Annotated in this window: 10 protein-coding genes; 8 read left to right on the top strand and 2 right to left on the bottom strand. The window is 61.7% G+C overall.

The features are described 5' to 3' along the window. Nucleotides 1-7: 7 nt before the first annotated feature. Nucleotides 8-2,044, bottom strand: coding sequence for a DNA helicase UvrD (locus FJ404_04385; protein ID MBM3822124.1), 2,037 nt, complete (start codon nt 2,042-2,044; stop codon nt 8-10). A gap of 609 nt (nt 2,045-2,653) precedes the next feature. Here FJ404_04385 and FJ404_04390 point away from each other — a divergent pair. The 7 genes from FJ404_04390 (at nt 2,654) to FJ404_04420 (ending at nt 18,531) form a co-directional block, all read left to right on the top strand. Continuing rightward, nucleotides 2,654-3,439, top strand: a complete 786-nt coding sequence (locus tag FJ404_04390) for an amidohydrolase (protein MBM3822125.1) — start codon at nt 2,654-2,656, stop codon at nt 3,437-3,439. 47 nt (nt 3,440-3,486) lie between these two features. Continuing rightward, complete coding sequence (locus tag FJ404_04395; GenBank protein MBM3822126.1) at nt 3,487-4,320, top strand: metal-dependent hydrolase; 834 nt, start codon at nt 3,487-3,489, stop codon at nt 4,318-4,320. A gap of 362 nt (nt 4,321-4,682) precedes the next feature. Next, nucleotides 4,683-15,008 carry a tandem-95 repeat protein gene (locus FJ404_04400; GenBank protein MBM3822127.1) on the top strand — a complete coding sequence of 3,442 codons (10,326 nt, stop codon included), beginning with the start codon at nt 4,683-4,685 and terminating at the stop codon, nt 15,006-15,008. A 146-nt stretch (nt 15,009-15,154) separates the two neighbouring features. Next, a complete protein-coding gene (locus tag FJ404_04405; GenBank protein MBM3822128.1) occupies nt 15,155-15,382 on the top strand; it encodes a hypothetical protein in 228 nt (75 codons plus the stop codon). 83 nt (nt 15,383-15,465) lie between these two features. After that, nucleotides 15,466-16,266, top strand: a complete 801-nt coding sequence (locus tag FJ404_04410) for a TIGR00266 family protein (protein ID MBM3822129.1) — start codon at nt 15,466-15,468, stop codon at nt 16,264-16,266. Between the two features lie 4 nt (nt 16,267-16,270). Then, complete coding sequence (locus FJ404_04415; protein MBM3822130.1) at nt 16,271-16,843, top strand: SIS domain-containing protein; 573 nt, start codon at nt 16,271-16,273, stop codon at nt 16,841-16,843. Nucleotides 16,844-17,259: 416 nt separating this feature from the next. Beyond that, nucleotides 17,260-18,531 (top strand): 6-phosphofructokinase, encoded by a 1,272-nt coding sequence (locus tag FJ404_04420; GenBank protein ID MBM3822131.1) that lies wholly within the window; start codon nt 17,260-17,262, stop codon nt 18,529-18,531. Here the strand turns inward: FJ404_04420 and FJ404_04425 are convergent. Next, nucleotides 18,500-20,350: a hypothetical protein gene (locus tag FJ404_04425; GenBank protein ID MBM3822132.1), complete on the bottom strand. Its 1,851-nt coding sequence runs from the start codon at nt 20,348-20,350 to the stop codon at nt 18,500-18,502. The genes FJ404_04420 and FJ404_04425 overlap by 32 nt on opposite strands. A 581-nt stretch (nt 20,351-20,931) precedes the next feature. On the opposite strand from FJ404_04425, the gene carB reads away from it, so the two are divergent. Continuing rightward, entirely contained in the window at nt 20,932-22,716 is a 1,785-nt protein-coding gene (gene carB, locus FJ404_04430; GenBank protein MBM3822133.1) for a carbamoyl-phosphate synthase large subunit, read from the top strand. Nucleotides 22,717-22,762: the final 46 nt, after the last annotated feature.

Consider the following 22,762-nt stretch of genomic DNA (forward strand, 5'->3'; position numbering starts at 1 on the left):
TCAAAAGTCAACCGATCGCGGCGCGCAGGGCGTCGAAACGAGCCTTGCCTTCGCTGGTTCGGACCGGCGCCTTGCCGCGTGCTTCAAGATCCTCCGTCAATTCCGTCGGAACTTCGCGGAGAAAGCTGCTGGGATGGCAGGGGGACGCCTGTCCGTATTTCTTGCGGGTGGCACAGTGGCTGAGCATGAGCGATTCCATCGCGCGCGTGATGGCGACGTAAAACAACCTCCGTTCCTCGTCGGTCGTGCCTTCCTCCTTGGAACGGGTGTGCGGCAGCAATCCTTCCTCCAAACCGGCCACATAGACGTGGGGAAACTCGAGGCCCTTGCAACTGTGAATCGTGATCAGGGTCACGGCGTCCCCGGCTTCCTTGTCCTCCTCGCGTTCACGATCGAGGGTGATGTCCTCGAGAAACGCCTCCAGCCGTTTCAAGGCGGGATCCGCCGGATCGCCCGCCACGTCGAGTGTCGCGGCAAGGTCTTGCAAATGACGCACGCGATTCTCGGAGGTTTCCGGATCCTTCTCCGCGCGGCGAAGCTCGTCGAGGTAGCCCATGGTCTTCAGCCATTCCTGAGACCACGGCCCCAGCTTGAGATCGACGGTCGATTCGAGCTGCTGGCGGCGAGACTCGATCATTTGGGAAAAGGTCCGGACCGCTTCGCCGGCCCGCGCGGGGAGGGTTCCGAGCACGTCCGTGTGGCGCATGGTGTTGAACACGGACGCCTGGCGTTCCTGGCTGGCGGCGAGCAACCGTTCCATGGTCACGTCACTCAATCCGCGCGCGGGGACATTGGCGATGCGCAGCAGGCTGATGTCGTCGTGGGGATTCAGGAGCACCTTGAGGTAGGCTGTGAAATCGCGCACCTCCCGCCGGTCGAAAAAGCTTTGTCCGCCGATCAAATGATAGCGCACGCCCGCTTTGCGCAGCGCGGTTTCGAGCGGACGCGACTGGATGTTCGTGCGAAAAAGAATCGCTTGATGACCCCAGGGCACCCGGCGGAGGTGGCGTGCGTTCTCGATGGTTTCAACGATGACCCGTGCCTCTTCCTCCTCATTTTCGAAGCATTGGAGGCCGATGAGCGCGCCCCGGCCCTTGGCGGACCACAGGGATTTTCCGCGCCGTCGCGGATTGTTCCGAATGAGGGCGTTGGCGGCTTCGAGGATGACGCTGGTCGAGCGGTAGTTCTGCTCGAGCTTGATGATTTTGACTTCGGGATAGTGTTTTTCCAGGTCGAGCAGGTTGGCGATTTCGGCCCCGCGCCAGCCATAGATGCTTTGGTCGTCGTCGCCGACCACGCAACAATTGCGATGCTCCTTGGTGAGGGCATGAATGAGCTCGAACTGGGCCGCGTTGGTGTCCTGGTATTCGTCCACCATCACGTAGCGATAACGGGCGCGGCAGGCCTCGAGCGCGTCGGGATGCTCGCGGAACAGGCGCAGGGTGAGCAGGATGAGGTCGTCGAAATCGACGGCGTTGCAGGCGCGCAGGGCGGATTCGTACTTGGCGCGGAAGTGTTCGGCGAGCGCGGCGGAGGACTCGTCAGAAAAGCGGATTCCTCGCGGGCCGCCGGCGCGGATTTTGCCGAGGGCGGCGAGGATTTCCTCGGGTGAAGCCTTGTCCTGGCTGATGGAAAGATGGCTCATCAACTTGCGGATGACCCCGAGCTGTTCCGACTCGTCATAGATGACAAAGTTGCGTTTGTAGCCGAGCTTGTCGATGTGCTGGCGGAGGATCCGCACACACAGCGAGTGGAAGGTGCAAAGCGTGGGGCGTTCGGGCGCTTCCTGTCCCGGAGCGCGACGCGTTCGGGCGGGGGTTCCGATCATGCCGGCGACGCGTTCCTGCATTTCGCGGGCGGCTTTGTTGGTGAAAGTGACCCCGAGGATGTTCGAGGGGGACACGCGCTTTTGGATCAGCCGTGCGATGCGGCAGGTGATGACGCGGGTCTTGCCGGTGCCCGCGCCGGCGAGGATGAGGACAGGCCCGTCCGTTGTTTCGACGGCAAGGCGCTGTTGCGGATTGAGCGACGCGGGATCGAACATGCGCGGCGGAGTGTAGGGACGGCCCGGAGCGTTTCAACCTTGAATCCGAAGGTAGCGGTGCAGGTCGTGCATCCCGAAGTGGTCTGTCGTGTGGCGCAGGCTGCCCAGCCTGCCGTATCACCGACGGCCCGTCGGCCCGGCGGGTGAAGAACGAGGCCCTTCCATGCTCTCCACGCGCCTGGCCCGGATAATTCATACTGAGCTTGAATCCGCGACAGTTTGCCGCGTGAGGGCACGCGGCAAACTACAATCGCGCCTGCCTCTGTGTTTGTAGGCCCGGTGTCCTCACCGGGCGTCCCGTGCATGAAATATGCGGCCTAGTTTCCTTCGTCACCCCGCAGGCCGGGCAGCCTGCGAAACAGCAGACAGGGCTGTCTGCCTGACCACGACAACCCGGTCACCGACAACCTCTGGAGGCACCGGGCAAACACCGTGGGATGTTCGAGGTCGCTCTGGGTGGGCGGTTCTCACGGAGGCACAGGGACACGGAGAGAAAGCATTCGAAGCCTGTCTTGAGCCACCTCTCTCTCGTGCTTGCGTGATCTTGTTCCGGGCTGGAAGCTGTTCTGCACAGCGCGATCCAACGACATTGGGAGCTCGCTGCCGAGCATGCAGATCTGGGATCTACACTGTCATTTGGGTGGCATGGCGGGGAACTCGCCCGAGGAGAGGATGGGGCGTTTGCTGCGTTATGCGGATCGCATGGGCATCGCCAGGGTTTGCGTCTTCATGGGGATGACTTGGGAATACGATCCGAAGCCGGAGAAGTTCCGCCAAGACAACGCCGACGTGTTGCGGGCTGTGCGGGCACATCCAGACCGGGTGTTTGGATTCGTTTATCTGAATCCGGGTTATGTCCGGGAAAGCCTGGAGGAATTGGAACGTCACGTGGCAGAGGGGCCGATGGTAGGGGTCAAACTTTGGGTGGCGAGACGATGCACGGGGCCGGAGTTGGATCCCATCGTCCATCGGGCCGGGGAATTGAAAGCCCCCGTTTTCCAGCACACGTGGATCAAGGTGACGGGGAATCTGCCGGGAGAATCGACGCCGATGGACCTCGCGCAACTGGCGGGCCGGCATCCTTCGGTGCGATTCATTTGCGGGCATGCGGGAGGGGATTGGGAATGGGGTTTGCGGGCGGTGCGTTCCTCAAGCAACGTTTGGGTCGAGCTGGGTGGTGGCGATCCCGTGGCGGGTTTTACGGAAATGGCGGTTCGTGAGCTGGGAGTGAGGCGCGTCTTGTTTGGGAGTGACGCACCGGGACGGAGTTTCGCCTCCCAACTCGGCAAAGTGATGGGTGCGGATCTGACGGACCGCGAGCGGGAGTCGATTTTGGGCCGTAATTTGCGCGAGCTTCTGACTCCCATCCTCGAACGAAAGGGTGTGAAAGCATGAAGAGGACTCGGAGGGTGTTTTTGGAGCAAGCCCTCGCCGGGATGGCCATGACGTGGCCTCTCGCGGCGGGAAGTGTGGAGATCCCGAAGCAGAAAAAGTTTGGAGGGTTGATCGACGTGAATGTCAGTTTGGGTGCCTGGCCGTTTCGCGGATCAGGAAGCGGGCGGGAAACGGCAGCTTGGGTGCGGAAGTTGAGGAAGGCCGGGGTGACGCAAGCCTGGGCGGGTAGTTTTGAGGCGATGTTCCAGAAGGACCTTCATTCCGTGAACGACCGTTTGGCGCGGGATTGCCGGACCTTCGGGCGGGGCATTTTACAGCCTTTTGGAACGGTGAATCCAGCGGCTCCGGATTGGCGGGAGGAATGGCGCCGGTGCCGCTTCGAGCGGGGCATGCTCGGGATCAGGCTGTTCCCAGGTTACCATGGCTACGCTCTGGACGATGCTCGATTCCGGGAATTGCTTCGGATGGCGGCCGCTTCGGGAGCCGTCGTGCAATTGGCCCTGCAGATGGAAGACGAGCGGATGGTCCATCCGCGTGTCCAGATTCCGATGTTGGAAGCGGGTCCGTTGGCCGAGAGTGTGGCCGGGGTGCGTGGATTGAAGCTGGTGTTGCTCAATTCCTTCAGGGTTTTGAGGGCGAAGCCTTTGTTGCAAGTGTTGGCTGCGGGCGATGTGTTTCTTGAGATCTCGAGCCTGGAGGGCATGGGCGGGATTGAATCTTTGCTGGCGGAGGTGCCGTCTGGACGGGTGTTGTTTGGGTCCCATGCGCCGTTCCTTTACTTCGAGTCAGCGATTCTCAAGCTCAAGGAATCGGGGTTGGAGGGGAAATCGTTGGAGGCGTTGAAGCACGCCAACGCGGCGGGGTTGGTGGCGGGTGTGTAAATCCAACTCGTGCTTTTCGAATCGCGAATCATCACCAACACACGACTCAGGCCTTGAAGCGGCGTGAACGCTGCGGTCCGGCGGGGGCAATTCAAGTCCGCTGAACTTTTGCAGGCACATTCGGAAGGGCGGCTTGCGAATTGTGGGGAATTGCGCATAATGGCGCAGTTGGATCTGATTCCCATAGCCAACATCCAGGTTTGCCGATCTTGCTTAACCCACACGACAAGGGTTCTTCGCGATGCGCACCCAAGGTGCGGCGGTTGGATCCTTGTCGGAAGGGTTGGAAGAGAGGCGGACGAGAGCCCTGTGGAATGGCTCGGCGGATGACGTATTACCGCTGATTCCCGGATTCTATCTTCATGCAATTCTCTAACTGCTGGCCGTCGACGCGGCGAGCGATTCGTGCTGTAATCGCCATCTTGGTTCTCGTTCTGACCGTGGTTTCCGGTTGGGGCCAGGGAGTGCAAAGGGGCGAGAAATGGCGATTCAAGACCGGCGGGGATATCTTCGGCGCTCCCGCGCTATCCCCGGACGGGTTGACATTGTACGCGGGTTCCTTGGATGGAAGCTTGTACGCTCTGGACGCGGCCAGCGGGCGCTTGAACTGGAGCTACGCCGCCCGGTTATCGACCGACAACAGCATTCGTTCCTCCCCGGCGGTGGCGCCGGACGGCACGATTTTATTCGGCTCGGGAGACTGGCTTTACGCGTTGAATCCGAACGGGTCGTTGAAGTGGACGAACACGACGTATGGCTTCGGGATCAACATTTCCGGAACGGTCTATTCCTCGCCGGCGATCACGACCGAAGGGCAGGTCATTGTGGCGGGAGCTGAGAACCGGCGCCTCTTCGTGTTCGACCTTCGCAGCGGGGGATTGATTCGTTCCAACAGTTTTCCGGCCAACTTCATTTCTTCGGCGGCGATTGGGGTGGACAACTCGATTTTCATCGGCGGGCTGGATGGCAACCTCTACGCGTTGACGTCTGCGCTGGGGAACCGCTGGGTGGGGAAAACTACACTGGGAATCAGCGGCGGACCGGCGATTGGCCCGGACGGGACGATCTACACCGGTTCGGCCGATAACCGGCTTTACGCTTTTGGTTCGGGCGGGTCGAGGTTGTGGGCCTTCGAGACGGGGGACGCTATTTTTGCGTCGCCGGTGGTGGGTTTGGACGGGACCGTGTATGTCGGCTCCTGGGACAACAAGTTTTACGCCGTGAATCCGAACGGGACTTTGAAGTGGTCCTATACGGCGGAGGGTTTGGTGCATGGGAGCGCGGCGCTGGCGGCGGACGGCACCATCTATGTCCCGACGGACGTTGGGAGCGCCGGGCGGCTGTTGGCCCTGAGCTCCCAGGGGACTTACAGGTGGGAATTCAACAGCGGCGAGCAGTTTCATGCTTCACCGCTGATTGGGCCTGACGGCACAGTCTACATTGGATCCTTCGACGATCATATTTTCGCGATTCCGGGCAGTTCGGGTCCGGCGGTCAGTTCCTGGCCGATGGTGGCGAGAACGGTGGCGCGTCCGGGGCGGGTGAACGCGCAAGTCACGATCACGAGTCCGAGGGCGGGCCGAGTGATGACTTCGCCGGCCAACGTGGTGGTGGACACAACGATCACCACCGCTCCTGGAGGCATGGTACTGAGTCTGGAGTTGTATTCAGGCGCGGGTCTTGTCGGCCGCCAAACCTTTGTGCGCCCGGGAGGTTTGGTGACTTTCCCTGCCGTAACGATCTCGGAGATCAACCGGCATACCTTGCAGGTGCGGGCAAGCGTGAGGAATCTGGACGGCACCCAGGACGTAGTCGCCAGCGCGCCGATCTCGATTCTGGTGATTCAGAATCGGAATGGACCCGTGCTCTCCGTGATTCCGGACGTCGAGACGAGCAAGCAGGCGCAGGTGCCGTTCTCGGCCAGCGACGCGGAGACACCGCCCGAGGAGCTGCTCTTCGTGGTGGAATCGCAATCCTCGGTGATTCCGGTGGAGAACGTGCAGATTCAAGGCACTTCGACGAACCGGATTCTGATCATCACGCCGGTCCTGAGCGCGGCAGTGCCGCCCGAGGGGGTGGTTGTGCCGTTGAGTTTGACGGTTTACGACGGCGATATTGGGGATGCCGCGACGCGGAACGCCAAGCGCACGTTCAACGTAAAAGTGCTCCCGCCGACCACGCCGCCCGTGATTCTCCTTGGCTCGCCGGTCCCGCCCGGATCAAACCGGTTGGTGATGCTAGAGGACCAAGTGGGAGGTTCGGGGCCGGTGGTGGTGAACGTGGCGGACGAAGAGGACGATTTCAACGAACTGGTGCTGACCTTTATGAGCCTGGACCCTGACTTGATCCCGCCTTTAAGTGTTTCGCTGGGCGGATCGGGATTCGATCGATCCATTCGGTTCACTCCGGCTCCCAATCAAAGTGGTTTGGCGCGCATTGCACTGACCGTTCGTGATACCTCGGGGGAAACGGCCACCACCAACTTGGTGGTGAGCATCGCTCCGGTGAACGACGCTCCGGTCGTTTCCCCGATCGAGAGCTTCACATTCAACGAGAACGAGGCGTCGAGACGAGTGTTCTTTTCCGTGCGAGACGTGGATACCCCGTCGACCCTGGTAACGGTGCGAGCGATTTCCTCGAACCCCGCATTATTGCCGGTCTCGAACATCACGTTCGACGGCACCGGGGAGTCCCGCAGTGTCACGTTGCGGCCAGCCACAGGGCAGACGGGAGTGGCGTCCATTAGCTTGGTGGCAACGGACACTTCATCCATTCCCCCCATCGGAAGCGCGCTGTCCACTTTCACAGTGACGGTGAATCGTGCGAACACGCCGCCGACGATTCAGCCCATTCCGCAGATGACGACGTTTGAAGACACGCCGATTGTTCCCGTGCCGATCACGATTTCTGACCTCGAGTCGCCTGCCACGAGTTTGACCGTGACGGCGGTTGCCACCAATGAGGTTTTGGTGCCGATGAGCCATATCCGCATCGAGGGCACGGGCACGAATCGCACTTTGTCGCTGTTTCCCGCGACGAACTTGTTCGGAACCAACTTGATCGTGGTGACCGTGACCGACCCTCAGGGCGCGAGTAATCGCGTGTTTTTTCAATTGGTGGTGACCCCGCTCAATGATCTTCCCCAGATCAGTCCCGTTCTCCCCGTGGTGATGGATGAAGATTCGGTGTCGCCCGCTGCCGGGTTTACGGTTTCGGACCTTGAAACCGCCGCGGAGGCTTTGACGGTGACGGCGAGTTCCTCGAATCCCGGACTCATTTCCAATGGCGGGATCACGGTGGCTTCGGCGGGGAAGGGACAGCGCACGGTGACGTTGCGGCCCGCTGCCGACGCCAACGGCACCGCGACGGTGACCCTGACGGTTCAGGACGGAGAAGCATCGGCCAGCACGAGTTTCTTGCTGACCGTGCGGCCGGTGAATGATGCTCCGACCATCGCCGCACCTGGCGGAACCCTCACCGTGACCGAGAACCAGACCTTCACGCTGCCCGCGGTCACCGGGGCGGATGTGGACGCCGGATCCGGGGTGCTGCGCTGGACCTTGGCGGCGGTGCCGGGCTTGTTGGATCTGGCCGGGACGACGGGGTTGACGTTCGAGAATGGCTTGCCTGGAAGCGGGTCTTTCCAGGCGATTGGAACACTGGCCGATTTGAACGCCGCCATGCGCGCCATTCGTTATACTCCTCCGGCGGGTTTTTCTGGACCCGCTTCGATTTCGATGATTCTCACGGATCAGGGGAATACGGGTTCGGGGGTAAGCCGTTCGGGCACGGCGGGGGTATCCTTGAGAGTCGCGGCGGGGAATCGTCCTCCCACGATCTCAACCATCGCCAAAGTGCGCATTGACGTGAACAAGAGTTCCGCACCGATCGCGTTCACCGTGGGTGACGCGGAAACAGCGCCGGAGTTGCTCGGGGTGACGTTGTCCAGTTCCAATCCAGCCCTGCTGCCCACGTCGAGGATCGAATTGCTGGGGGACGCGGCCTCGCGGTCGTTGCTATTGATCCCCGTGCGTGACCGCACGGGCACGGCCACGCTTGAGGTAACCGTGACGGACGCGGAGGGTGCCACAGCCGTTGCACGGTTCAACGTTGTGGTCGAATCGTTGAACCGGCCTCCGCTCCTGGGTTTGCCCGCAGTCATTCGAACGGGTGAAGATGCGCCGGGAGGTTCCGGACCCATTCCATTTTTGGCGGACGATCCGGATACTTCCATCGCTTCGTTGTCGCTCACGGTAACGAGTGCCGACACCCGTTTGTTGGCGGCCGGTGGCATTGTGTTGGGTGGAAGCGGCACCAATCGGACTTTGACCCTGACACCCCGGCCGGACGAGTTCGGAACCACTGTGGTGTCCGTGGTGTTGTCGGACGGTGCTTTGGCGGTGACGAACTCCCTTCGGTTCGAGGTTGCACCGAGCAATGACTTGCCGCGTGTTGTGGCGGCTGCGACGGCGTCCACCCGCGAGGATGGAACTGCCCTCGTGATGCCATTATCGGAACTCTCGCCGGGGCCGGCGAACGAGGGACAAACATTGACCGTGACCGCCGAAGTGGATCGCGCGGATCTTTTGTTCCCACCGGTTGTCCGGTATGTGGCGGGCGAGAGCACGGGCAGCGTGGAGGTCGCGCCGCGTCCGGACACGTTTGGCAACGCCACGGTTCGGGTGTTGATCTCGGATGGCCAGGACACGGTGGAGCATCGGATCGCCGTCGAGATACTGCCGGTGAACGACGCTCCAAGTTTTGTGCGGGGCGCGGATGTTTCGATTCGGCAGGACGCGGGTCCACAGGCGATTGCGGCGTGGGCCAAGGAGATCAAAGCGGGTCCGGCCAACGAGTCTGTTCAGGGATTGAGTTTTGCGGTGGCCCCGTCGGAACCGGCTTTTTTCGCCACCTTGCCGGCGATCGATCGCGATGGGACCTTGCGGTTTGCGGTGGCGGAGGGGCGTTCCGGCAGCACGACGGTGTTGATTCGATTAATCGATGACGCGGGCACGGCGAATGGCGGGGTGAACGCGAGCGATCCCGTGTTGCTGGAAATCTCGGTGCTGGGTGTGAATCAAGCACCATCCTTCGTCAAGGGTCCGGACGTGTCGGTTTTGGAGGATTCAGGTTCGAGCCGGCTGGTTCGCTGGGCGACGTATCTCAGGATGGGACCTGCCTCGGAGTCGGGCCAGCGGGGAATATTTCTGCTTTCGAACTCGAATCCGGAATGGTTCGAGGACGCGCCGGCGTTGGATGCGGAGGGCACGCTGACTTTCAAGCCGGCTCCGAATGCTTTTGGAGTCGCGACGCTGTCCCTACGGCTGCGGGACGACGGAGGCACGGCGAACGGGGGCCAGGACACCTCGGTGGAGCAGGTCGCCCGGATCGAGATCAAGCCGGTGAACGACGCTCCAACCTTGGATCCGATTCCCGGTCTGACCATCGATGAAGACTCCGGGGAGACCGGGATTGAACTTAGCAACCTCGGCATCGGCGCGCCCAATGAAGGCCAGACCCTCACGGTGACGGCGGAGTCGGGCAACCAGGACCTCCTTCCTCATCCGCGTATTCGAACTTCGGTGTTCGGATCTTCGGTGCTCTTGTTGCTGCCCCGCACCAACGCGGTGGGAAGCAGCGTGGTCACGGTGACCGTGCGCGACAGTGGAGGCGTGGCGGATGGCGGCCAGGACTCGGTCACGCGCACGTTTGTGTTGAGGGTCCTGGACGTGGACGACGCGCCTTTCATCGAGCCCATTCCAGGCACCACGATCGAACAGGGGAAGGCGGCGGGTCCTCTTCCCGTTGCGGTGTCCGATCCCGATACGGCCATCACGAATTTGGTCGTCACGGTGGTTTCGGACAATCCGGTCCTCGTGCCCGCCACGGCGATCACCGTGGCCGGAAGAGTTCCGTTTCAATTCTTGACCGTGACGCCTGTGCCGACGCAGTCGGGGAGCGCGGTGTTGACGCTGTTCGTTTCCGACGGATCTTCCACGAACCAGACCTCGTTCAAGTTGACCGTGACTGCGGTCAACCGGGTGCCTGCGCTGTCAGGACTGGGTGATCTGACGTTGATCGAGGACCAGGTCGCCGCGGAATTTCGTTTTTCAGTTGCTGACCCCGACACGCCGGCATCGGGTTTGGCTGTGACCGCCGTTTCCTCGGACGAACTCCTTTTGCCTCGGGCGGGCGTGCTGGTAACGCGCGCCACCGGGAGCGCGGCTGAAACCAATTGGGTGTTGCGTTTGACGCCGTCCCCCGACCGGTCCGGCCGGGCGAGGCTGACGGTGACGGTGTCCGATGGCATTTCCAGTGTATCCCGCGACGTGGCGGTCGAGGTGAAGCCCGTGAACGACGCGCCCTCTTTTGTGGCCGGTCCGGACGTGGCGGTGTCGGAGGATTCCGGCGCCGCCCGACTGGCGGGCTGGGCTCGCGGTTTGTCCAAGGGGCCCGGGGATGAAGCAGGACAGACCTTGAGATTTGAAGTTTCGAACACGTCGCCGGCTTTGTTCGAGACAGCACCGACTGTGAATGCCGACGGAACCCTGGCCTTTGCGCCGACCGCGAATGCTTTTGGAGTGGCGACGGTGTCGGTCGTGTTGGTCGATGACGGGGGGACGGCGGATGGCGGGGCGGAGCGTTCGCTGGCGCGCACTTTTACGATTCGCGTCGATCCGGTGAATGATGCTCCGACGCTGAATACGGTCAACAACCTGACCCGGGACGAGGATTCGGGGCCGTTCACGCTGACCCTTTCCGGACTGAGTTCGGGAGCGCCGAATGAGGCGCAGCAGTTGACGGTGACTGCCCTCTCGAGTAATCCCGCTCTCATGCCTCATCCGGAGGTGAATTATGTATCGCCCGCGGCGACCGGCCGTCTGGTGCTTGCTCCCGTGACGAACGCATTTGGGAAAGTGACGGTGACCGTGATGGTGCGAGATGACGGCGGAACGGCGGGAGGCGGACAAGACTCGACCACACGCTCGTTCACGGTTGATTTTCTGCCGGTGAATGATCCGCCGGTGTTGGGCGCGTTGTTGCCGCAATCCACGGCGGAGAACACGTCTACCGCGCCCATCGCGATCATGGTGAGCGACATCGACACGCCCGCGGAACGGCTCCGTGTGACGGTGACCAGTTCCAATTTGGAACTCGTTCCGAACGCGAATCTGACCCTGGGCGGAGGGGGGACGAACTGGACTTTGCGAGTGCTACCGTCGCGGGATCGAACCGGCGAAACGACGATTTCGGTGGTGGCCGGCGACGGGGAGGCGAGCACGACCAACCGTTTTGTGCTGGTCGTGAGCGCGGTCAATCAGGCGCCGGTGCTTGGAGTGCCGGGCGATCAGACCACGCCTGAAGACGTTCCGTTGACCGTGCCCCTTTTGGTCAGTGATCGTGAGACGTCCGAGCCGCGTGTGCGGGTGGAAAGCTCCAATCCCATTCTGTTTCCGTTGGCGAATTTGGGCGTGTCCGGCACCGGGACCAACCGTTTGCTCCGGGTTCAGCCGGCCACCAACGCCAGCGGCGAGGGGCGGTTGACGGTTATTGTGGACGACGGAAGGGCGAGTGTGACCAACGGTTTCATGGTCAAGGTGACCCCCGTGAATGATGCGCCCGGATTCACTTCCGGCACCAACGTGGTGGTGCGGGAGGACGCTGGATTGACGCGCTTGCCGGGATGGGCGAGCCGTCTTTCGGCGGGGCCTGCGGATGAAGCGGGTCAGCGGTTGCGCTTCGAGGTTTCCACGACGAGCCCGGCGTTGTTTTCCGAACTGCCCGCGATATCCGCGGACGGGGAACTTCGGTTTGCCGGGGCGGCCCAGGCGTTCGGTGAAGCGTTGGTCCGGGTGGTTTTGGTGGACGACGGGGGCCGGGACCACGAGGGCGTCGATCGTTCCGAGGCGATTGAGTTCCGGGTGTCGATTCGACCGGTCAACGACGCGCCCACGTTGAATCCGTTGAACAATATCACCCGCGAGGAGGATTCGGGGGTCTTCACGCTGGTCTTGTCGGGAATTACTTCGGGAGCGGCCAACGAAACGCAGCGTCTCACCGTCACGGCGGCATCGAGCGTGCCGGGTATTCTAGCGGATCCCGCGGTGACTTACACCAGTCCCGCGGTGAACGGTCGGTTGATTCTTACGCCGTTGCCGAATGCTTTCGGAAAAACCCGGGTGACCGTGACAGTGCGGGACGACGGAGGGGTGGACGCGGGCGGGAGCGATACGGTGACTCAATTCTTTGATTTGACGATCGAGCCCGTCAATGACGCGCCAACTCTCGCGCCTCTGGCCGCTCGCAGCGCGCCCGAGAACGGCTCGACGGGACCCATCGCGTTGACGCTGGGCGATATCGATACGCCCTTGGATCAGTTGAAGGTCGGGGTGACGAGCAGTGATCCAGCATTGGTTCCCGCCCCCGGCATGGTCATCACCGGCGAGGGGGACAGCCGCCTGCTCGTGGTCACACCGGCGCCGGGAAGAACGGGGACGGCGACCCTGACCGTTTCCGTGAATGACGGATCGCTTTCCGCGAGCCAAGCGTTTCTGTTGACCGTGGTGTCCATCAATGAAGCGCCGAAGATTGTGGCGCCGGCGGAGGTGGTGACGGACGAGGACACGCCGGTGGTCGTGCCCGTGACCGTGACAGACCGCGAAAACGACGCGGTTCAACTGGCCTTCGAGATTTCCGATCCGCAGCTCGTTTCGCCGACGAACATTGTCTTGAACGGCTTGGGCGCGGACCGTTCCTTGAGAATCGTTCCGAATTCCAATGCGTATGGAACGGCGACGCTCCGGCTGGTGGCGAGAGACGGGCGATTGAGTTCAACCCATGAGATCAAGCTTGTGGTGCGACCGGTGGACGATCCGCCCCTGTTGGCGGAGATTCTCGATCAAGCTCTGAACCAAGACACGACCAGCGCCCCGATCGTTTTGAACCTGGAGGACCTCGACACGCCCCGGGCGGACTTGCGGATTCGAGTGGCGGCTACGGATGCGGGTTTGCTGCCGGAATCCGGGCTCGTGGTGGGCGGGACTCCGGAGCGGCGCACGTTGACCCTGATCCCGGCCCGGGGGAGGAGCGGGCCATCGGAGGTGACCGTGAGGGTGTCGGACGCGGGGACCACGGTGGAACGGAGTTTTCGCGTGGTAGTGAGCGCACCCAACACGCCCCCTTCGATATTGTCCCAACCGCAAAGCCGGACGGTGCTGGTGGGGACGACGGTCCTCTTCAATGTGAGCGCGGCCGGCACGGCGCCTTTGAGTTATCAGTGGACTTTGAACGGCACCCATCTGCCGCAGGCGACCAACGCGGTTCTGACGTTGTCGGCGGTTGCGACCAGCGCGACGGGACGTTACGCCGTGAGCGTGCGGAACTCGGCAGGCAGCGTGGCCAGCGAAGAAGCGGTGCTGATTGTCGGGCAATTGGGTTCGAAACTCTGGGACGTGGCCACCGGGGGCGAGGTCAGGTCTTCCGCGGCGCTGGGGAATGACGGCACGGTCTATGTGGGATCGAATGACGGGAAAGTTTATGCGTTGAGTCCGTTTGGGCAGAAGCGGTGGGAATTTGCCACGGGCGCCGCGGTCGTCTCCTCTCCCGCGGTTGGGGAGGGTGTGCTCTATGTGGGCAGCCAGGATGGCGGGTTGTATGCATTGCAAACCAACGGGGTGCTGCGGTGGAGGTTCGAGGCGGGCTCCGCGATTGACAGCTCCCCTGCGATTGGGCGGGACGGGACCGTTTATGTGGGAGACAACAACAACCGGTTGCATGCGGTGAAGAGTGACGGGACGGCGCGCTGGTCGGTGGCCGTGGGCGGATTGATTTATTCGTCTCCCGCGGTGGGTGCTGACGGACGGGTGTATTTTGGTGCGTACGATCATCGACTTTATGCCGTGGACGCGGAGGGGAACGTGCTCTGGCAATTTCAAACTGGCGGCGTGGTGGCTTCCTCTCCGGCGATTGGATCTGATGGCACCGTTTATGTGGGGTCGGCGGACAAGCGCTTGTACGCCGTGCGCCCGGATGGAACGCGCCGCTGGCAATATGTTTCGAGCGCGGCGATCAGCGGGTCTCCGGTGGTGGGGGCGGATGGTGGCGTGTATTTCGGCACGGAGGACGGACGGTTGGTGGCGCTGACGTCGGAAGGGACGCGTCGTTGGGAGTTTGTGACTGGAGGTCCGATTTATGGAGCGCCGGTGTTGGGGAACGACGGGACGGTTTACGTGGCGGCGTTCGATTCGAAGTTGTATGCGATGAATGCGAATGGGACGCGGCGCTGGGAATTCGCGACGGGAGGGCCCCTTTACGCGGCCCCGGCGCTGGATCGGGGGGGTGTGCTTTACCTCGGCAGCTATGATGGGAAAGTTTATGCCATTCGCGGCACGACGGGACTGGCGGACACGCCGTGGGCCATGTTTCATCGGGATGCAGCCCATACGGGTCGCGCACCGGCGGCGGTGGAGGAGCCGCTGCGGATTCGGAGCGTCAGCCGGGTGGCTGGGCTTGGCGTCGAGCTTGGACTGTCGGGTCCGGCGGGGCGGGCGGTGGTTCTCGAAGTTTCGTCGGATCTGGTGACCTGGACGCGGCTGGAGCAGATGATCTTGACGGCGGGTGGATCCCTCTTTCGTGATACGCGCCCTGCGCAGGATCGGTTGTTTTACCGGCTGCGCCGGGTGGATTGAGGCGGGATTGGGTTCAGAGCGGGGCAGAGCATTCCCGGAATGCCGATGACCGGGTCGTTCTGTAACGCAGACAGCCTTGTCTGCTGTCGCGCCGGCTGCCCAGCCTGCGAGGTGGCGAGGCGAACGAAACGGGTCGGTGCATCCCGATGTTGCCGGTGATGCAGGTAGGGCGCGTCCGTCCCGGCGCGCCGCCGGAGCATGATGTTTTGCATCCCGTGGGCGGCGGGCTGGGACAGGCCCGCCCTACCAACAACATCGGGATACACGGGAAACGGGTTCAAAGCGTGGAACGGCCTCGTTTTTCGCCCGGCCCTCCCGCTGGTCGTCGGCGCGACTTTTCTCGAAACTTGTGGTTTGGGATTGGTGTCGGGTAGGAGTAGCCGCGCGTTTGCGAAGCGAGGGCTTTGCCGGGCGCGGACTGGCGGCAATTGAGAACAACCAACTGGAGACTCGAGTTATGGCAACAATGGATGTGGTGGATTACGTCGTGCATGGCGACGATTTGCAATTTGTCGAAATTGAGCTGGATCCCATGGAAGCGGTGGTGGCCGAGGCGGGCGCCATGATGTTCATGGAAGACGGCATCCAGATGGAGACGATTTTCGGGGATGGCTCCCAGGAGAAGAAGGGTTTTTTGAGCTCGTTGGTGGGAGCAGGGAAGCGGTTGCTGACGGGGGAATCGCTGTTCATGACGGTGTTTCAGAACCAATCGAGCCGCAAGCGGAAGGCTTCCTTTGGCGCGCCGTATCCAGGCAAGATTGTGCCCGTGCATTTGAGCGAGATTGGGGGCGAGTTGATCGCCCAAAAGGATTCGTTCCTCTGCGCAGCCAAAGGTGTGACGGTGGGCATTGCTTTGCAGCGCAAGATCGGGGCCGGATTGTTCGGGGGCGAAGGATTCATCATGCAACGCTTGCAAGGAGACGGCTGGGCGTTTCTGCACGCGGGCGGCACCATCATCGCCCGTGAACTCGCCGTCGGGGAAGTGTTGCGGGTCGATACCGGCTGCGTCGTGGGTTATCAGCCAACCGTCGATTTCGACATCGAATACGTCGGAAAGATCAAATCGGCCTTGTTTGGCGGCGAAGGGCTTTTCTTTGCCCGACTGCGGGGTCCTGGAAGGATTTGGTTGCAGTCCTTGCCCCTGAGCCGCCTGGCTGATCGCATCGTGTCCTCGTCGAAATTGGTGGGCGGACGGGGACGCGAGGAAGGTTCGGTGCTCGGCGGTTTGGGCGGATTGTTGGATGGCGACAACGAATAAGTTTATGAAGACCTGGCTGCGGGGGTATATCGAGGCTCAGAAGGCGGCGTTGGATTCGATTGCCGTGGATGAGGTGGCGGGTTTGGTCGAACTGCTGTCCAAAGTTCATCGGGAGGACCGGCAGATCTTTGTGTGCGGCAACGGCGGGAGCGCGGCGAACGCGTCGCACTTTGCGACGGATCTGGGCAAGGGCGCCTCGGACAAGTTGGGAAAGCGGTTTCGTGTTCTTTCGTTGAACGACAACGTGAGTTGGATGACGGCGATCGGCAATGACTACGCGTATGAGGATGTATTTTCGCGCCAGCTCGAGAATTACGGACGCGCCGGTGACGTGCTTCTGGTCATGAGCGTGAGCGGAAGCTCGCCCAATTTGGTGAAGGCGGTGTCGTGGGCCAACGACCACGGGCTGGAGACCGTGGCTTTGGTGGGAGGCAAGCGCGGGAAATTGGCGGCACTCGCCAAGCGGGTTCTGGTCATCGATAGCGAACATTATGGCCGAGCCGAGGACGCCCAGATGGGCATTTGCCATATGCTCTGCTACGCGTTCATGGAGAATCAGGAGATCGCGCGGGGATAAGGTGGAATTCCGCCGGCATGTTTGAAGTGACGCTTTCAGACGTTTGGGGTGGAGTGGAGGTCACGGATCTTTCAAGATGACTGTCCTTGAAGAATCGTCACATGGACGCGCCTTGGGACGATGAATCGCGCCGGGAGGGCTGCGTTCCACCGCAGCCCATCCTGATCACCCTCTGAAAAAGTGGGACGGCGGTGGAACGCCGCCCTCCCGGAACCGAGGTGCAAAGAAATCGGTCTGCGCCTGCCTTGGCTTCTCAAATGAGAAAAGCCAAGCTTGGCCTGCACTTCGTGTGATCGCGATGGGATATTCCGCTTTGACACCTGGAGGACCGGCGGGCAAGGTTCGCGGCGTTTTGCCGGCCAGGTCGGGCTCTTTCCTTACTTGATGCCTAATGCAACCGGTTGAACATCAATATTATGCCTGAACTTGTGGGAAATCTATTGGTGGCCCAATCGGGAGGGCCCACGGCCGTGATCAATGCCAGCGTTGTCGGTGTCATTCTGGAGGCCGGGCGTCATCCGGACCAGATCGAGGAGATTTACGGTGGTCTGAATGGGATTTTGGGGATTCTGAATGAGGAGCTCATCGATTTGCAGGAGGAGAAGAGGCAGTCGATCGAAGGTTTGAAGCACACGCCCGCCGCCGCCTTGGGAACCTGCCGCTACAAGCTCGACTTCATCAAAAAGCCGGATCAGGCGGCGAAGGACATGAACCGGTTGTTCGAAGTTTTTCAGGCGCACAACATCAGGTATTTTTGTTACGCGGGAGGCAACGATTCTCAAGATACCGCGCACAAGATCCATCTGGAAGCGCTCAAGAGGGGATATGAAATGCGGGTGATGGGGGTTCCCAAGACGATCGACAATGACCTGCCCCACACGGACCATTCTCCAGGCTATGGCTCGGTGATCAAGTACAACGCGGTGTCGGTCATGGAAATTGGTTTAGACGTGGGGAGCATGGCTACGGACGATGGATCCTGCTGCATCATCGAAGTCATGGGCCGGGCCGCTGGGTGGATCGCGGCGGGCACGGTGCTGGCGAAGCGGAGGCCTTCCGACGCGCCTCACATCATTCTTTTACCCGAGATTCGGTTCAATGAACCGGCGTTTCTCGAGAAGATCAAGGAAACCGTGGCCGCGCATCACTATTGCATCGTGGTGGTGGGTGAAGGATTGAAGAACGCGAATGGCGAGGAAATGGGAGTCGACAAGTCGCGTCTCGACGCTTTTGGTCACGCGGTGCTTTCCGGGGCGGCGGATCACTTGGCGGAGATCGTGCAGGGAAAACTGGATTTAAAGACCCGCACCGTGAAATTGGGATACGCCCAAAGGGCAGCGGCGCATTATGCCAGCGAAACCGATATGCTGGAGGCGGTCGCCTGTGGCGAGGCGGCGGTCAGGGCGGCGGTGGAAGGCCAGAGCGGTTTGATGGCCAAGATTGTCCGCACGAGCCAGCAGCCTTATCGCTGGACCACGGGGCTGCAGCCCCTGGGGGACATTGCGAACGTGGAGCGAACGATTCCGCGCGACTGGATATCCGAAGACGGATTCATGCCGAACGAGAAGTTTGTGGAGTACGCTGCTCCGCTGGTTGCGGGGGAGACCCGTCCGTTTCATGAAGGCGGCCTGCCGAGATACGTGGTTCTCGAGAAGTTCAAGGTCGAGAAGAAACTGGCCGCGCGTTGAGGGGAAGGATCTCCTTGATCCGGTCGAGCTGGGACGGGAAGAGTGATTCCTGCCGCAGGAGAGCGGCATGGAGGCGGGCAGCGTTGGTTTCGCCCAGCGCCAGCCGGGCATCGGCCACGGCGAAGTGGTAGGCGGTTCGTTCCGATTCGGAGAACCGGTTCGTTCCCATGGATTGAAGGAGCCGGATGGCTTCGGCCGGCCGGTAGTTCTGGGTGAGGGCCTGGGCGTGATTGATCCGGAATGCGGGAAGATCAGGGCGTAGTTGAGTGATCCTGAGCGTGAGGGCCAAGGCTTGAGCTGGATCCTTGCGATTGATGAGGAGGGCTGCGGCGAGGTTCGACATCTCAGCGAGGTCATTTTCCGAGGATTGGTGAAGGAATCTGGCCGACGTCAGCAGCATCGATTCGTCCTTTTGGGATTCGGCGATTTGGAGCGGCAGTCGATGGAGCGACGGCGCGGGAATGGAATTCGTGGGCGCGGATCGCAGCAATTGAAGAGCCATCGCGGGGTGTCGTGCGTCAATCATGCCCTGAGCCATGGACCCCGCCGCGCTGGCCACAAAGGGAGACGCCACCGCCTTGGCGAAACTGGATGCTCCGGATTCCGGGCGATCCTGGGCCAGCAAGGCCCGGCCTTCGAGATAGTGGGCGAATCCATCGAGCGAACCTCCAAGCTCCTTCGTATCACGAATCGCGATGGCGGTCTGAAGCATGCCGCTCCAGTCCCCTTGTTTTTGCAGGATGAATCCTTTCAGCAACCACAAGGACACGGAGGCGGGGAAGGTCGGGATGTATTGGGCCAGGAGTTCCAGGGTTTGCGCGTCGAGTCCCAGTTCGAGCCTGGCCTTGGACAGGATCTCCACTTCGGCTTCACTCGCGGGCCGCAGCGACGATGAGACGGCGAGTTCTTGCGCCCGTGAGCGCTGCCCGCGCTGGGCCAGCAGCATCCAGAAGCGAGCGTGATCCGCGGCGAGCGCGCGTTGGTGCTCTCCGAGCCGCTGGAGGGACTTCTCATAAGCGGAGCTATCGCCGCGGGCCAGAGCGATTTGCATGAGCAGACGATGGGCAAAGACGGACCGTTCACGGGAATCGTCTTGAGCGGCCTGGGTGATCTCGACCGGATAGGTTGTGGCGGCGGGGTCTCGAAGGGCTTCGTGTGTCAACGCGAGGAGCTTTCCGTCCCCGGCGTCCAGCAAGCCGGGCGGGCCGGCCGACAGCGCGCGGGAAAACTCGCCGAACTCGCCTGCGAGCACGAGGGATTTGAGCCACTGCAAGTGAACCGTTGGAGGGAGCGGCTTGGGCGAATCCTTAAGGAAGTGAATCGCGAGTCCAAAGCGTCCGCTGGAATTGAGAATGTCGGACGCCATTTCCAAGTCGGCGGCGTTGGTCTGGGAAAGTCGCAGCAGCCAAAACAGGCGGGCCACGGTGTAGGAACGGGACTCCTCGGTGACCGCGTGTTTGGCCACGATGCGGAGGCTTCTTCGCAAGAGGTCCTGATTTGCCGGCGTATTCTCGATGGCGAGTTGGTAGCTGATCAAGGCCTCGCCCACCTTGCCCTGTTCGAGGGCTTCACGGCCTGAACGTTCCAGGGCTCGGGCTTGCAAAACATCCAGGAAGCTGATGCGGATCTCGGGGGTGAAGCCCTCCGGAGTGGATCTCCAAATCTTCGGGAGAGCGAGCGCGATGGTGATGCCGACGGAGATCACCATCAGCACCATGGCGCGGAACGCTCCGGAATAGAGCCAGAGCTTCACCACCATGTACAGAGCGGGGTAATTCCAGAATCTGGAGGCGATTTCTTCTTTCCGTCCGGGGCGCATGTTTGAACATGTGGAGTCTGCTCGCGATGCCGGGCGGCGTCAATTGGACACCGGGAACCCTCGACTCCGCGGGTAACTGGATCCAGCCATGGCGGGCGGGCATCATGCTTATCCGTGGATGGGGAGGTCGCCGTCGTTTTCCTTTTGCCCCGGAGCGCGGCTGGGTCGTCCTTCGACCCGCCGCGCTCCCTGAGAATAAGAATTGCTCAATTGCTGCGGTGCATCCGCAAGTGGTCGGGGCGCGCCGTTCACGGCGCTTCCGCTCGTGCCCATCGGACGCGGCGATCTCCTCCCGTTCCTGGCCCGCCCCGGGTGAATGCCTTCGATCTGGCAGCACCCTTGTCTGTTGGAGTCGCCTTGCCCCTTGGAAGACACGCCTTGAATCCGCGCCTCTTTCAGCCGCACGAACCACCTTTCGCAATCCCGTCGGATTTCTTACGCGCGGATTGAGGGGCCGACAACACACTGGACAGCTCCGGGGCTTTCCGTCTTACTTCACGCGTTTTTCCGCGGGGGCGGGGCGCGCGTGTGCCTCGTCATAAAACCTTCCGCGACTTCGCATCGATCGTGACACACCGCCCATGAAGCAAGACCTGCTGGTTCGCGCCAAGTCGCTCGGATTCTCCGACCGCCAAATCGCCCATCTGACGGGCCAGACGGAGGAGGAGATCCGAGCACTCCGCTATGGCATGGGTTTGGTGCCGAGCTACCGTCTGGTCGATACCTGCGCCGCCGAATTCGAGGCTTACACGCCGTATTATTACTCCACTTACGATCGCGGCGACGACGAAGTGCGCGGCAACGAGGCCCGAAAGATCATGATTCTCGGCGGAGGCCCGAACCGCATCGGCCAGGGCATCGAATTCGACTATTGCTGCGTGCACGCCGCGTTCGCACTGAAGGCGGACGGATTCGAGACGCTGATGGTGAATTCGAATCCGGAGACCGTTTCCACCGATTACGACACCAGCGACAAACTCTTTTTTGAACCGCTCACGCTGGAGGATGTTCTGCACATTTACGAGCGGGAGAAATGCTGGGGGGCCATTGCCCAATTCGGCGGCCAAACGCCCTTGAACCTTGCCCTGGGATTGCAAAAGAACGGCGTGCGTATCCTTGGCACCAGTCCGCAAAGCATCGAGATCGCGGAAGACCGCAAGCTCTTCGCCGCCATGCTGCGCAAGCTCGATATCCCCCAGCCGCCAAACGGCATCGCCACCAACGAACAGGAGGCGCTTGAGGCGGCCCGCGCTCTCGGTTATCCGATTCTGGTCCGGCCCTCGTTTGTGCTCGGCGGTCGGGCGATGCAAATCGTCTATTCCGAAGCCGAGCTGCAACACTACATGCGCTTCGCGGTGGAGGCTTCGCCGGAGCGTCCGGTGCTGGTGGACAAGTTTCTCGAGGATGCCACCGAGGTGGACGTGGATTGCATCGCGGATGTGGGCCAGGACGGACGATCCGGACGCATCGTGATTGGCGGGATGCTCGAGCACATTGAGTTTGCCGGCGTGCATTCCGGGGACGCGGCGATGGTTTTGCCGCCCCACACGCTCACTCCCGCGGTGATCGACAAAATCCGGGAACACACCCACGCGATGGCTCGTGAACTGAAGGTGGTGGGGCTGATGAACGTGCAGTACGCCGTCAAGGACGACGTCGTTTATGTGCTGGAAGTGAACCCGAGAGCTTCTCGCACGGTGCCTTTTGTGAGCAAAGCCATCGGGGTTCCTCTGGCCAAGCTCGCGGCGCAGATCATGGCCGGCAAGACGCTCGAAGAACTGGGCTTCACCGAGGAAATCTGGCCAACCTATTGGGCCGTCAAGGAGTCGGTGTTTCCCTTCAACCGGTTTCACGGACAGGACATCCTGCTCTCTCCGGAGATGCGTTCCACCGGTGAAGTCATGGGTCTGGATGCCGATTTGGGCGTGGCCTATGCCAAATCCCAGATGGCGGCCAACGCGCCGCTCCCGCTGTCAGGCAATGTCTTTCTGAGTGTCAGTGATCATCACAAGGCGGGTGTGGTGGAGGTGGCGCGGCTGTTCACCGAGCTGGGATTTCAGCTCGTGGCCACCGGCGGCACGGCCCGCATTCTGGCCGCGGCGGGGCTGGCCGTGAGACAGATTCACAAGCTTTCAGAGGGCCGTCCCAATGCGGTGGATTTGCTCAAGAACAAGGAAATCCAGCTCGTGATCAACACGCCCAGCGGCGCGAGTCCGCGGGCCGACGAAGTGAAGATTCGCACCACGGCGGTTTATACGGGCACCCCGATCATGACGACCTTGAGCGGGGCGCGCGCGGCGGCCTTGGGCATCGCGGCATTAAAGCGGTCCGGGTACGAAGTGCGAACGGTGCAGGAATACCACTGAGTCCCGTGCGGCAAAAACTTTTCGTTGGGGGACGTTCCCGGCGCTC

The sequence above is a fragment of the Verrucomicrobiota bacterium genome (genome assembly GCA_016871495.1).
Classification (GTDB): domain Bacteria; phylum Verrucomicrobiota; class Verrucomicrobiia; order Limisphaerales; family VHDF01; genus VHDF01.

Coding starts and splice junctions, on each gene's coding strand:
- FJ404_04420 (MBM3822131.1), top strand. CDS start 17,260: ATGCCTGAACTTGTGGGAAATCTATTGGTGGCCCAATCGGGAGGGCCC.
- FJ404_04410 (MBM3822129.1), top strand. CDS start 15,466: ATGGCAACAATGGATGTGGTGGATTACGTCGTGCATGGCGACGATTTG.
- FJ404_04385 (MBM3822124.1), bottom strand. CDS start 2,044: ATGTTCGATCCCGCGTCGCTCAATCCGCAACAGCGCCTTGCCGTCGAA.
- FJ404_04405 (MBM3822128.1), top strand. CDS start 15,155: ATGTTGCCGGTGATGCAGGTAGGGCGCGTCCGTCCCGGCGCGCCGCCG.
- FJ404_04415 (MBM3822130.1), top strand. CDS start 16,271: ATGAAGACCTGGCTGCGGGGGTATATCGAGGCTCAGAAGGCGGCGTTG.
- carB (MBM3822133.1), top strand. CDS start 20,932: ATGAAGCAAGACCTGCTGGTTCGCGCCAAGTCGCTCGGATTCTCCGAC.
- FJ404_04400 (MBM3822127.1), top strand. CDS start 4,683: ATGCAATTCTCTAACTGCTGGCCGTCGACGCGGCGAGCGATTCGTGCT.
- FJ404_04425 (MBM3822132.1), bottom strand. CDS start 20,350: ATGCGCCCCGGACGGAAAGAAGAAATCGCCTCCAGATTCTGGAATTAC.
- FJ404_04390 (MBM3822125.1), top strand. CDS start 2,654: ATGCAGATCTGGGATCTACACTGTCATTTGGGTGGCATGGCGGGGAAC.
- FJ404_04395 (MBM3822126.1), top strand. CDS start 3,487: ATGACGTGGCCTCTCGCGGCGGGAAGTGTGGAGATCCCGAAGCAGAAA.